This is a genomic window from Rhizohabitans arisaemae (assembly GCF_025996515.1).
Classification (GTDB): domain Bacteria; phylum Actinomycetota; class Actinomycetes; order Streptosporangiales; family Streptosporangiaceae; genus Rhizohabitans; species Rhizohabitans arisaemae.
Genome location: NZ_BLRH01000021.1, coordinates 408804 through 422039, shown reverse-complemented (window position 1 = coordinate 422039; position 13236 = coordinate 408804). Strand labels below are relative to the sequence as shown.

Here is a 13236-nt window from a genome sequence, read left to right as displayed (position 1 = left end):
CGAGCAGGAGCTTCAACGTCCCCGTACCAGCGCAGCCCCAGGGAGCCGCCATGAAAACATCCAGATTCCTGTCAACTCGTCACGTTTGGTGGGGCGCCTGGGCGGCGCTCGCCGTGTCGGCGGCCGGCATCGCCTTGTACAGCGTCCCCGCCTACCTGACCGGCGACCCGACGCAAAGCAAGATTCCCATCAACCCGGACGTGGCCCTCCATTATCTCTCCATCACGATCCACGCTCTGCCCGCGAGCCTCCTACTTCTGCTCGGACCACTCCAGTTCGTCCCGGCGCTGCGGAACAGGTACGGCAAGCTGCACCGGGTGGTAGGCCGCGTCTACATGGTCAGCGTCGTGATCGCGTCGGTGGCGGCCATCCTGGCGGCCACATTCTCCGTCGACGGAATCTCCGTGCAAGTCGCCTTCTACCTGCTGACAGCCGCCTGGCTGTACTCGCTGGCCCAGGCATACCGGGCGATCCGGCGAGGGCAGATCCAACTCCACCGCATCTGGATGATCCGCAACTACGCGCTCTCCTTCGCGGCCGTGCTGCTGCGCGGCTTCCTCATACTCGGACTGGCGGCCCGATCGCGGTACGAGTGGCTGACCTTCGACGACGTCTACACCACATCGACGTGGGCATCGATCCTCGTCAGCGCCGGCGCCGCCGAATGGTTCATCGTCCAGCGCACGCTCAAGCCCCTCGCCCGCAACCGTCGGCCTGAGTCTGCCCCCTCTCCTCAGAAAGGACAGCTATGACCACCCAGCAGCACAAGATCGGATCAGGGTTCGGGCCGCACAGCACCACCGACGATGTCCTGGCGGGCATCGACCTTTCGGGACGGCTGGCGGTGGTCACGGGGGGATCTTCGGGTCTGGGCCTGGCGACCACCCGAGCCCTCGCGGGCGCGGGAGCACACGTCCTCGTTCCGGCCCGCCGCCCCACGGCCGCACAGGAGGCGGTCGCCGGGATCGACAACGTCGAAGTGGAAGAGCTGGATCTGGCCGACCTGGACAGTGTGCGATCGTTCGCCGAGCGCTTCCTCGCCTCCCGCCGCCACATCGACCTGCTGATCAACAACGCCGGGATCATGGCCGCCCCGGAAGCCCGCGTCGGCCCGGGCTGGGAGAGCCAGTTCGCCGTCAACCACCTTGGCCACTACGCCCTGGTCAACCGCCTCTGGCCGGCGATCCAAGCAGGAGGCGCACGGGTGGTGTCGGTCTCTTCCAACGGCCACCAGCTCTCGGGCATCCGCTGGGACGACGTACATTTCACGCGCGGCTACGACAAATGGCAGGCCTACGGACAGGCCAAAACAGCCAATGCCCTGTTCGCGACACATCTGGACGCGCTGGGCCGCACCGCCGGAGTCCGGGCCTTCTCGCTGCACCCCGGCACCATCAAGACCGCGCTGGGCCGGCACATGTCCCCGCAAGAGCTGGCCGACCTGACGGTGACGATCGACAACAGCCCGACCAACAGCGGATGGAAGACCCCCGAGCAGGGGGCGGCGACACAGGTGTGGGCCGCGACCTCCCCGCGCTTGACGGGTATCGGCGGCCTGTACTGCGAAGACTGCGACATCGCCGAGCCGGCCGCGCCCGGCGCCGTTCTGGGCGGCGGGGTCAGCGCCTGGGCCACCGATCCGGTCCAGGCCGCACGCCTGTGGGAACTGTCGGCCGACCTCACCGGTCTCGACGCCTTCGCCGGGAGTGTTCGAGCACACCGCGTTGATCGGTCCCCCCCAGGCCGAAGTCTTCCGCGCGGCGATGCGGAACATGTTCGAGGAGGTTCACAACCGGATTCCGACCGGCCGGATCAGCCCTGAGAGATGCCGCGAAAGCCGCGGGACGGCACCCCTGGGTTCCACAATGCGGCATTGATCACTACGTGGCAGAACCGATCCTTGAGCGCTATGACGAGTCAGGCGACACGGCCGAAGTGCGCGGGCATGAAACTCTTCCTATCTACCGCAACCTCGAAGAATACAAAAGCGCTGCAAGGAGTCTCTGGATGAGAAAGAGCGGGCAGGATGGAAAGGGAAACAACCGCCGACTGCCCTCGTACGCCGCCTACCTGTTGTCTCTCTTCCTGAATTCCACACTCGGCTTTCTCGGCCAACTTGCCCTGTTCTACCCCTATTTTGTGGCTCGCGACTGGCTAGCGGGGCTAGGTATTGCACCGTGGGGAATACCGTTTCGTGACGGCTACTCCGGAGCGCTGCTTATCGGGATTCCGCTCGTTGTCGTCTTTGCCGCGATAACGGCAGCATTGAACTTCGCTGTTCTCCGCTTTTCTCCACCGTCACGGCGACTGTACTGGTCTTCCGCCGTCCTGGTGGCCCTGGTGTCCTCCGCCGTTCAATTACTCTGGAATCACTCCTAGAAAGGGCGTCGTGGCCAAGCGAGATCAAGGCCAACTCCGGGGAGGGGAACGCCGACCGTCGCACCACGACCCAGGGAACGTGCATGCGCACCCTCTTCGTGTGTAGTCGGCAGCGAAATGGTGAATCCGCGGCTGCGTCCACGGAAACGGAGCGCCAGAATGACGGCCGGTACCCACGAGCCTGTCAAAGGTCGTGGAATACATCGTTCGGTACGGGCTGCGCCGGGTTTGGCGCCGCTGCGGCTGTATCGAAAGCTCGTTGCCCAAGCCAGGGTATGCAGGACGCCCGGTCTCGTGGCCCGGGGCCCAGCCGATCATAGGCTGAGGTGGATCGGCTGTGAGAGGGGTGGCTCGGCCAGGAGGGCGATGAGCTTGGAGGCCAGGTCGCGTGGGCGAGAACTTCCTCGTCTCGGTGTGTGGTGAGCCGGGTGACACTCCACCAGATGAAGCCGGTGATGTTCTCCTCCGCCGACTGCCGGTCCGTCCGAGATCCCCGGGCTGCAAACCTCGCGGTTCGGAGCAGGTGGTGTACGAGGTCGACTGATCGGAGGCATGGTGCCGGGAAGTGGTGACACCATCGCGCGATCTTCCGGGAAGCGAAGATCGAGTTGGCATGAGAACAAGGCCATAGCCGCGGACAACCGTGTGACGCCCGAGCAGTGGCCGACGAAGCAGACGCGGAAGATCCGGATCCGTGGCGATCCATGGTGTAGACCATGGCAGGAACGTTGATGTCGGCCGAGTCCAACGGCCTGTGTGGTGTTGAGTATTGCGTAACCTGAACGAACATGATGGCGTTCGAGCGCACATTACGTGGACGTCACACGAAAAGACTGTCTCGTTTTGGCGGTCTCCACCTTAAAGATAGATCTGCTTTGTGCCAGCCCCGCTCAAGGGCGACACCAGACACAGCAGATTTTGGAGTCCGCCACCGACAACCTGGATTTACTGAGCAGAGATTTCACTACGACCTCCTCTCCTCATCCGATTCTACGCAGGGAAAAGCATGACCTAACAAAACGCGCCTCCGTGCGAATGATAGCGAGGGCTAAGCATTGATCCGGCAGATGATGTATGGCACTCTGTCTGGCTTGGTTGGTTTTGGATAGTTATATGGCTGGCGTTTTGGTAAGTGGTTTGTTGGGGTGCTGATTCGGGTCGGGAATTGTCGGTGGGCGGTGGCAGGGTGGGGGTTGTGAGCGTTCCCGTGACACAGCGGATCCCGGCCGGGCTGGCGCAGATGCCGCCCGGTCCCGGGCTTGCCGTGGTGCTGGCCGGGATCGATGAGACCGCGGTGTCGGCGGCGGACGCGGTGGTGGTGTTGAAGGCCTGGTCCCGGCAACGGGCCCACGACGAGGCCCGGTTCATGGCGGTGATGGTGGAGGTCGGCCTGCGTGCCCCCGGGCCGGGTTCGCGGGTGTGCCGGCAGGAGGTGCCGGACGAGTTCTCCGCCGACGAGCTGCGCCCGGCCCTTGCCTGGTCGCGCAGCCGGGCCTCGTCCCGTTTCGCCGAGGCGTGGGATCTGCTGTCGCGGCTGCCGAAGGTGCACGAGGCTCTGGAACATGGCGTGATCGATGAGGTGAAGGCACGTGTGTTCGCCACCTGGACACGGGAGCTGACCGCCGAGCAGGCCAGATCGGTGTGCGGCAGGCTGCTTGCGGTGGCCGGATTCCTGACGGCCGGTGAGCTGGTCGATACGGTCAAGCGGGCGGCTCTGGCGATCGACCCGGACTGGGCGGAGCGGCGGTGTGCGGCGGCGGTGCGGGAGCGCCGGGTGGTGGGGTCGCGCAATCCGGACGGCACGGCGAACCTTTCGGGGGTGGACCAGCCGCTGGACCGGGTGGCGGCGTCGTGTTCCCGCATGGACTCCCTGGCGCGGCGGGCCAAGGCCGCGGGGGACCGCAGGCTGACCCAGCACATCCGCTCGGAGCTGTTCCTTGGCCTTTTGGACGGCGGCTTCCAGGGCTGGTCCGATGAGCGGATCGTCGCCTTCCTGGTGGCCGAGTCCCAAGCGGAGCAGGCAGAAGCGGAAGGCGGCTCCCCGCCGGAGATCACGCCGCGGCGCGGGGTGGGCTCACCGGCACACCGGGGCGGCCTGCGGCGAGGGGCCGGTGCCGACGGATGCGATCGACCGAGGACCGTGCCTGGCGGGATGTCCGGAGGCTTTGCAAGGCCGGACGATCCGGACGCGCGCAGAGCCGCACACGGATCGGACGGGCGGGCCGCGTCCGGCCCGGTCGGCCGATCCGACGACGATACGGTCGCAGCCGGGGCTGACCATCGTGGGCTGGTTGCCCGGCAGGTCGGCTCACCCGATCGAGGTGAGGTCCCGGCGCGGTGTAACGGATTGGGTCCGCCGGTTGTGGCGCGGCGGCCGGAGGGTTCGGATGCGGTGGTGGCATCAGCCCCGGCCGACGGATTCGACGACGGTACGACCGCATCCTCGGGCGACCGTCGTCCGGTGATCGTCCGGCAGGATCCCTCAACCGGTCGTGGTGATGTCCCAGGGAGGCGTGACGGTGTGGGGGCACCGACAGGCCCCCAGCGGACGGACGGTCCGGATGCACGGGTTGCATCGGTCCCGGTCGACGAGTTCGACAACCGTACGGCCGCATCCTCGGGCGACCGTCGTCCGGTGATCGTCCGGCAGGATCCCTCAACTGATCGCAATGATGTTCCGGGGCGGTGCGACGGTGCGCAGGCACCGACAGGCCCCAAGCGGACGGACGGTCCGGATACAGAGGCTTCATCCGGCCCGGCGGGTGGGTTCGGCGACGGTAGGACCGCAGCCCAGGCCGACGGTCGTCCGACGGTCGCCGGGCGGGTTCGCCCAGCCGATCGCGCTGATGGTCCGGGAGGACATGACGACCCGGGATCACCGGCGGGACCGCGGCGGCCGGAGGTGGGATGGACGGAGGTGGGATGGACGGAGGTGAGCCGGGAAACGCGCGGGCCCGCCTCCGCCGGACCGGCCGCCGCAATCCTTCGAGTCTGCTCCCCGCTCGGCGGCGGGCCGCGGGACCGCACGAACACGGGAGCATCGGCCCACCCGGAGGGGACCGGTTCCCCGGGCCCGCCCGGCGGGTCGCCGACGACACCCGCGCAGACCGGTGCCGGCCCCGGGATCGGCGCCTCCTGTGAGGTGCGGTACACGCCCGGGCGGCACGGGGAAGAACCTCGGAGTGGCCGTAACGGCTCACCGGAGGCCCTGCGGCCGCGGGCGGCACCACCGCCCCGGGCGTCGGAGGAGCACGCATGCGGGCCACCGCCCGGTGGAGATCCCGGCCCCCGTCCCGGTCACCGGCAGCGGCCGGTCGGCGGGTCCGCCGTCGCCGCGACCGGTCCGGAAGCGATCGGGAGTGGCCCGGCCAGCGGCGGCGGTGGGATCGGTGCCGGGAGCCCGCAGCGGTGGGCGGCCGGCGAGCTGCGGGTCGACGTGACCACGCTGCTGGGTTTGGACGAGCGTCCCGGTGAGCTGGCCGGGTGGGGGCCGGTCACCGCCGGGCAGGCCCGGCGGATCGCCTGTGATCAGGCCGGCGGCCTGTGGCGGTGTGTGCTGACCGACGACGAGGGCCGCCTGATCGACTGCGGGGTCACCCGTCACCGCCCCGCACCCAGCGGGCAACCCCACCGTGTACCTGTGGGGCGCCTCGGAGCAGATGCCGGGGACAGGTCCGGGAGCGCGGTCCCTCAGGGAAAGCTGGTTCCTCAGGGAAAGATGGTGAACGCGTCCGTCAAGGCCAAGGGGGTCGTCGAGATCCGGATCGCCGAGGCCGGCCTGGCCAGGCTCCTCGGCATACCGGACCTGCCGGAGGGCTGGCGGAGAATCCTGGGCGACATCGCCCGCCTGACCGCCGGCCGCGACCGCGTGCGGCCGGGCGGCCCGGCCCCCGGAGCCGGGGACCTGCGACACCGTCCGGCCCGCACCGGAACCGGCAGGACCGGCCCGGGCGCCGACGACCCCGAAGGCGGGGGCGAGACGGATGAGGGTGGGCCTGTAGGTCCACGGGCCGATCCGCACCGCGCTGAGCCCGGCTTTGCCGGTCGTGGTCCTGTCCGGGCCGTCGCCGGCTTGGACGACCCCGAAGGCGAGGACACGGCGGACAACGCCGTGCCCGTACCCCGGACGGGGCGCGGACCGGCCGGCCTTCACGGCGCCGAGCCCGGCTTTGCCGGTCCCGGACCGTCCGGGCCGGGTGCCGGTTCCGGGCGCAGGTTCGCGGACGCGTCGCTTCGGCGTTACGTGCAGGTGCGTGACCGGGTGTGCACCGCGCCCGGCTGCGCCGTCCCCGCGGCCCGCACCGACCAGGACCACATCCGCGAGTGGAGCCGGGGCGGGCCGACCACGGCCGGCAACCTGCACAGCGTCTGCCGCCACGACCACCGGCTCCGCCACGAGGGCGGCTGGCAGGCCACCATGGCACCCACCGGCGACATCGTCTGGACCACCCGCCTGGGGCAGATCTGCCCGACCTCCCCGCCGCCGACCGTGATCCCGCTCCCCGACGCCGCACCCCGCACGATGACCTTGCCGGACTGCCCGATCCCCGACGACGACACCCCTATTTTCCTCTCCGACGACTTCCCCTCCGACAAAACGTGGCCAGGCTCCACAGCCTTCAGGCGATGGTTCACCCCACTGGAGGTGGCACGCCTCAACGAACCGGAGATACCGCCCTTCTAGGGAATAGCCCGGTCGGGGTACCCTAGATCGCAAGGGACGTGTGCAGCGCCACCACCGCCCCACCAGCCCCTGACCGGCCGTCGCCACCGGCTTCCGTCCCTGCGAGTCACGAAGAACCGCACCGTCATAGACGGAAGGCGCCAAGGGGCGCCGACGCCCAGATGAACCATTCGAGATGGCTCGCTTCCAGGGTGTTGGCCGTGATCGGAGGGCTAACTCCTTCGGCCGGAAGTCCTTGACCGTGATCATGATGGCGGGAGCAGGCTGCCCAGGCCGAGGCCGACCACGGCCACCACATGGGAGATGTCGTCGGCTTTGGCGTCGCCGAGGAACGTGGCACCTCCGGCGACGAGGAGGAGCAGCCAGCCAAGGAGAACGAACCCAAGAGAATTGCCGCTGCGCTTCAAGGTGCACCTCACGGAAGCCGGGAGTCCCAGAATGCCGGACCGATCGCCACTTGATGGGCAAACCTGGAGGACGAGGCCCCCGGTAATCGTCACCAGGGGCACGCGTAGGCTCGGGGGATGCGTGCGGTGATCTTTGAGGAGTTCGGCGGGGCAATGGACTTGCGGGAGGTGCCGGACCCGGGGCCTTCCCCCGGCGGTGTGGTGATCAGGGTGGCGGCGACGGGGCTGTGCCGGAGCGACTGGCACGGCTGGCAGGGCCATGACCCCGATATCCGTACGCTGCCGCACGTCCCCGGGCACGAGCTGGCCGGAACCGTCGAGGCCGTCGGCGCCGACGTACACAACCATCGGCCAGGCGACCGGGTGACTGTCCCGTTCATCTGCGCCTGCGGCACCTGTCCGTCCTGCGCCGCCGGAGACCAGCAGGTCTGCGAACGGCAGACCCAGCCCGGCTTCACCCACTGGGGGTCCTTCGCCGACCTGGTGGCGATCGACCACGCCGACGTCAACCTGATCCGCCTGCCGGAGGAGATGCCCTTCACCACGGCGGCCGGCCTCGGCTGCCGCTTCGCCACCTCCTTCCGCGCCGTCACCCAGGTCGGCGCGGTCCGGCCCGGCGAATGGCTCGCCGTGTACGGCTGCGGCGGAGTCGGCCTCTCCGCCATCATGATCGCCGCAGCCGCCGGGGCTCTCGTGGTCGCCGTCGACGTCAACCCCGAGGCGCTCCGGCTCGCCGGGGAGGCGGGCGCCGTACATCTGGTCGACGCCTCCTCCGGTGACACCGTCGCACAGATCCGCGAGCTCACCGGGGGCGGCGCCCACGTGTCCATCGACGCCCTAGGCAACCCCGCAACCTGCGCCGACGCCATCCTCGGACTACGCCGCCGAGGCCGCCACGTCCAAATCGGCCTGCTCCCCGGCGGCCCCACCCCGATCCCGATGGACCACGTCATCGCCCACGAACTCCAGGTCCTCGGCAGCCACGGCATGCCCGCCCACGCCTACCCCCCGATGCTGGACTCCATCCGCGCCGGCGCCCTCAACCCCGACCGCCTCATCACCCGCCGGATCGGCCTCCCCGAAGCCGGCCACGCCCTCACCACCCTCGGCCAGGTCCCCGGCATCACCGTGATCCGCCCCTGACCGGCCAGGTGTCACGAACGGCGGTGAAGCATCGCGGTGTGGGCAGAGCCACCAGAGCGCCAAGTCGATCAGCTAGGCGGCCGAGCGATCGCCGGCCGGTCGGTTCAGCCTTTCGATCCGGTCTTCGCGGGGCGTCGTCCTTCGCATACGGCGTCGGCACATCGAATTTGATCAAGGCGGAATGGAGCAGCATGAGCGAGTCGCCCAAGTAGCTCCACGGGGTCCCATGTACCCGATTGCCGCAGGCGGCAAGGTGTGCGCGGACGCGCGGGTCGCCCTTGCCCGCGAACAGGTGAGCGGTGGCGAACAGGTGATGCGCCTCGATGCCAGCGGTTCGGCCACGAGCGGCGCCTGCGGGCTGCAAGGCCGCTTGTCCGCCGCAGAAGCTGTGGTCAATCAGATCACGGGTCATGACGGCACATGGCTGTGGCGATCAGGCTTCGCGATCGTGCGGCGGGAGGTAAGGGCTGAAGTGGTCGGCGACGTCCTCGGCGATCGCGGCGGCGTCGCGGGAACCGTCGACTTCGATCACACGGATGCCCAAACTGTGGGCGGTACGGACGGCGTCCTCGGCGACGAGCAGGTCCCGGGCGAGGCGGTTGGCCTGTGCGCGGGCCGGATCGCTGACGGGATGCCCGAGCGACGCGGCCCGGGGTAGCGTGCGGAGCTGGTGCCGACGGAACTCGGGTGTAGGCACCATGACGACCATCCGGCGCGCTGAGTCGATGACGGGTGCGACGAGTTCGGGGCGGAGTCCCCAGCCTTCGGCGATGATCGGGTGACCGGAGACGAGTGCCCGCAGGTCGTCCAGGGCCCATTCGAACCGGTCGGGGAACCCGGCCAGGGTCTCGGCGGCCATCTCCTCCGGGGTGGGGTGGACCCATACCTTGTCCGGGTCCGGTTCGCCGGTGGGCTCGCCGCGAGCGACGCAACGGGCGATCCGGCGATCGTTGTGACCACGGGCGTCTTGGTAGTCGTAGTGGTAGACAGTCACGCCGTACCGGACGGCCAAGAGCCGGGCGACGGTCGACTTGCCGGCCCATTGGCCGCCGCCGATCCACAGCGTACGGTGCAACGTAGCGAAGGGGTCCCACACCTCACCATCGGCGAGGGCGTCGTGGCTGGTCATCCGGTGTCCTCCTGCATCGGGCTGCGGCGGCTGACCTCGGCAGCGTAGTCGGCCCAGCCGCCTGCGAAGGGACGTTCCCATGCGAGCTTTGGTCCGACGCCCGCGCGGGGATCGCGGCGGGACTCGCTGTTTCACTCGGGCGCACTTGGTGATCCAGAATCGGGCCGCGGTCGTGGCACTTGATGACGACGAGAAGCCATCACCGGCGTTCTGCGCAAGCGCTTGTCGCCGGTCGGTGGTCGGCCTTCACCGACACCGATTTCATTCGACGGCGGTGGCAGATACTGCGTCCGGACCAGCGACGGCAGGTTCGCGGAGTTCGGGAATACTCCTCCCGCCAGCGAGACAGCCCGACGATCGGGCGCAAACCGTACAGGCATCAGAAGAGCTGCTTGCGCCGATGTGCTTCCCTCTGGTCGACGGCCCCGCCGACGGTGACCGCTCCTGGATGACCGGATAAAAGGAGCGACCCCCGGGAACCTATCCGTGTCCCGGGGGTCTGAGAAAGCCGTCATGTACGGCGTCGGCGGCGTTTAAGAGAGTGGATCATTCGTGATGATGCTGCGTCCTACCGTTGAACCACCGATGCATGTTGGAGCATCGAGCCGGACTCGAACCGGCATCTCAGCGATCACTGTCCATCTCGGTCGCGCCACGCTCGACGGCAATGCTGAATCTGGAGCGAGAGTCTGAGTTTGAACGGCTGCCTCTGCCATTGGGCTACCCGGACATGTACCCGGGAGGGGAATCGAACCCCCACTGACACCGCTGTTCAGGCTTAACCTCAGTTTCAGCTTGCGCTCCTCGCGCACCCACCCCCCGAAGGGGATGGGAGTCTTGTATCAGCCGAGAAGATAGCCGAACACGGTCTCACCGATCCGGCGATCGGTGATCTCGATGCCGTTGGCCTCTTCCCGGGCGTACTTCACCGCGTCCTGAAGCTTCTGCACCCTGGTCTGGAGCTCGTTGACGCGCCGCTGCGGCAGAGCCCCGGAGAAGGTGATCTTCGTCCAGTAGCCGACGACGATGTCCTCGTTGTACACCTGTACCTGGGCGGGGTGCTTCTCGGTCGCCTCGGCGAGCACGTGGTTACGCGGCACCTTCTTGGTCCGGGTGGTCTTGACCGGATCGGTGCGCCAGGTGTCGCTGTTCTCGTCGAGCGTCCAGGTCTCGGACGGGTCCAGGGTCGGCAGCCTGGAGATCAGCGTCTGCAGATCGGACAGCTGCTTCTCCAGGAACAGCAGGTAGGTCACCGGGACCCCGGAGAGCAGGACGGTTCCGTCCACGGTGACGTCTGCCCGGGCCTCGCAGTTCGCCCAGTCCTTGGTCGCGGTGACGTCGAACAGCCGGGTCAGGCCGGCGGCGACGTCCTTGAGTACGCTCTCCACCTGGACCTGCACCCTGGTCGACTCGGACGGAAGCCGCTCGCCCTCGTCGTCGATCGGCTGATAGGTCCGCGAGATACCGGAGAGCAGCGGCGCCTTCTGGACGGTGTGCTGTGCCTCGGTCGCCTTGCGCTGAACGTCGGACTTGACACCCTTTTCCACGGCGAGGATCTGATTGAGCTTGGTCACGGCACGAGGCTAGCGATTGTGATCACACATCTCATCCGATTATTCGACAGGCCCGGAAACGTCAGCCGATTCACTCTGTTGCGGTGAATGTCTCGGGTGGGTCTGTGCCCTGGGGTTTACGGCAAACCGGATCCTCGCCCGACGGACCGGGCGTGACGCCTACGCCATCGGCCGCGAGCGTGAGAACGGCCGCGCGTTCATCCCCGACCGGTATCCCGCGGCCGAGCCGTCGCGATTGACGGGGTGGATCCGGCACCGGACGAGAAGGGCGGCGAGGAGTAGAGACGACCATGCGCCACGCCACAGGTGCCTGTGATCACGGCTTCGCGTACCCGAACCGCTTCTGGCGCAGAGCCGGTTCGGGTACGGCGGTGTCCCAGTCTTTCTGATCGGCGGTCCGTACCACGCGGGTTACAGCGAGCCGTTCCGCCAGGGGCCGGTGATGGCGAAGGTGATGCCGGGCGTTTGAATGTTCACGAAGAGCCAGTCGCCGCGCCTGGTGTCGAAGGTGGCGCCACACCATTCCGAGCCGGTGTAGTCGCCGGGGTACACCGACTTGCCGGGTACCCCCTCTGCGGGGATGACGACGTTGTTGGCGGCGAACGGAAAGATCTCTCCTGCCGCGGTGAGCCCGTGGAGGTGTTGCGGCGCGACCCAGCCGTCTTCGCACAGGACGATGCCACCTCGCGGGCTGACGCAGATGTTGTCCGGGTTGTTCAGCACCGAGGCGTCGGGTGAGGTGAAGAGCACCTTCATGGTGCCGGTCCGCAGGTCGTACTCGAACAGCTGTCCAAGCCCGCTCGGGCCACCGCTGGTGCTGACGAGGTAGACCTTGCCCGCATGGTGCCAGGCCCCCTCCAGCCGGGAGAACACGGCACCACCCCGGGCGATGCCCTGCCGTACGGTGCTCGTCCCGCCCGGGGCCGGGTCGGGAACGGCGATGCGCACCCAGTCGATCTCGGGGTAGACCGTACCGGTGCCGTCGTGTCTTGTGTCGTAGGAGGAGTCGCCGATCCGCATCATCTCCAGCACCCCGCCCGCGGCGAGCGTACCGGGCTTGCGGGGGCGGAACCGGTACACTCCCGCCGGGTCGTCGTCTTCGGTCTCGTAGACGTGGCCCGTGACGGGGTCGACGGCGACCGCCTCGTGGGTGAAGCGGCCCATCGCCTTGTACGGTCTGGCGCGGCTGACCCCGTCGTGCGGCACTTCGAAGATGTAGCCGTGGCGTACCTCGCCGTTGACCCAGGTGGTCTCCTCGCAGGAGAGCCAGGTGCCCCACGGGGTAGGACCGCCTGCGCAGTTGCGGAGCGTGCCGGACAGGCTCGCCCAGGTGTCCAGGAACTCGCCCGCCCGCATATCGAAGATCAGGTTGGTCGTGCCGCCGTTCGCCATGGGATCGTAGGCCGCCTCGGTGAAGGCGCCGGACAGGCCACCCTGTTCGTGGTTGCGCACCAGCGCGGTCCAGTGGTCCCTGGCCTTGCCTTTGATCCGGCTCTTGAGCCGGCGACTCGGGCGGAAGGCCGCCATGCCGTCGTGCGCGCCCGGGGTGGGACGGCCGTCGGTCATCATGTCACCGGTCCAGCCGTGGCTGATGTACTCAAATCCCCTGGGCAGTTTAAGCAGCTCCAGGCCGGTGGCCTGATCCTTGACCGGGTACAGCGGGCCGTAGTCCACGCTGTGCGCGAGCTTGACCAGCGGAGCGGCTCCCGCCGAGCAGGCACCCAGGGCTTGGAGGGGGCCGCCGAGCAACGCACCGCCCGTTACAGCCGCCCCCGTCTTGACGAAGCTCCGCCGATCGAGACTCATGACCTGACCTCCAGTGGCTCGCGGGCTCGGTCAACCGTGACAATGAGAACGGACGAGCAGAGGTCAGGCAGCCGAGCGATTCGTCCATGTGCAGGGTGATCCACCCGATTATGC

Annotated in this window: 9 protein-coding genes; 5 read left to right on the top strand and 4 right to left on the bottom strand. The window is 68.2% G+C overall.

Going from position 1 to position 13236, the window contains the following annotated elements; all coding sequences use genetic code 11:
• The first annotated feature begins 50 nt into the window (after window positions 1-50).
• The 4 genes from RUR_RS10220 (at window position 51) to RUR_RS10205 (ending at window position 7063) form a co-directional block, all read left to right on the top strand.
• The gene (locus RUR_RS10220) at window positions 51-752 is read left to right on the top strand and encodes a DUF2306 domain-containing protein (RefSeq protein WP_283134712.1); all 702 of its coding nucleotides are present in this window, start codon (window positions 51-53) and stop codon (window positions 750-752) included.
• Window positions 749-1822 (top strand): SDR family NAD(P)-dependent oxidoreductase, encoded by a 1074-nt coding sequence (locus RUR_RS10215; protein WP_283134711.1) that lies wholly within the window; start codon window positions 749-751, stop codon window positions 1820-1822. The genes RUR_RS10220 and RUR_RS10215 overlap by 4 nt, the downstream gene beginning before the upstream one ends.
• 62 nt (window positions 1823-1884) lie before the next feature.
• On the top strand, window positions 1885-2379 hold the full coding sequence (locus RUR_RS10210) for a hypothetical protein (RefSeq protein WP_283134710.1): 495 nt from the start codon (window positions 1885-1887) through the stop codon (window positions 2377-2379).
• A gap of 1195 nt (window positions 2380-3574) precedes the next feature.
• Window positions 3575-7063, top strand: a complete 3489-nt coding sequence (locus RUR_RS10205) for an HNH endonuclease signature motif containing protein (RefSeq protein WP_283134709.1) — start codon at window positions 3575-3577, stop codon at window positions 7061-7063.
• A gap of 245 nt (window positions 7064-7308) precedes the next feature.
• On the opposite strand, the gene RUR_RS10200 is transcribed toward RUR_RS10205, so the two are convergent.
• Window positions 7309-7470 carry a hypothetical protein gene (locus tag RUR_RS10200; RefSeq protein ID WP_283134708.1) on the bottom strand — a complete coding sequence of 54 codons (162 nt, stop codon included), beginning with the start codon at window positions 7468-7470 and terminating at the stop codon, window positions 7309-7311.
• A 117-nt stretch (window positions 7471-7587) separates the two neighbouring features.
• Here RUR_RS10200 and RUR_RS10195 point away from each other — a divergent pair, with 117 nt between their 5' ends.
• Entirely contained in the window at window positions 7588-8613 is a 1026-nt protein-coding gene (locus RUR_RS10195) for a zinc-dependent alcohol dehydrogenase family protein (protein WP_283134707.1), read from the top strand.
• 433 nt (window positions 8614-9046) lie between these two features.
• On the opposite strand, the gene RUR_RS10190 is transcribed toward RUR_RS10195, so the two are convergent.
• From RUR_RS10190 to RUR_RS10180, 3 genes are all read right to left on the bottom strand, one after another.
• The gene (locus RUR_RS10190) at window positions 9047-9742 is read right to left on the bottom strand and encodes a hypothetical protein (protein ID WP_283134706.1); all 696 of its coding nucleotides are present in this window, start codon (window positions 9740-9742) and stop codon (window positions 9047-9049) included.
• 842 nt (window positions 9743-10584) lie between these two features.
• Entirely contained in the window at window positions 10585-11316 is a 732-nt protein-coding gene (locus RUR_RS10185) for a DUF7873 family protein (RefSeq protein WP_283134705.1), read from the bottom strand.
• 411 nt (window positions 11317-11727) lie between these two features.
• Window positions 11728-13122: a PhoX family protein gene (locus tag RUR_RS10180; protein ID WP_283134704.1), complete on the bottom strand. Its 1395-nt coding sequence runs from the start codon at window positions 13120-13122 to the stop codon at window positions 11728-11730.
• Window positions 13123-13236 lie beyond the last annotated feature (114 nt).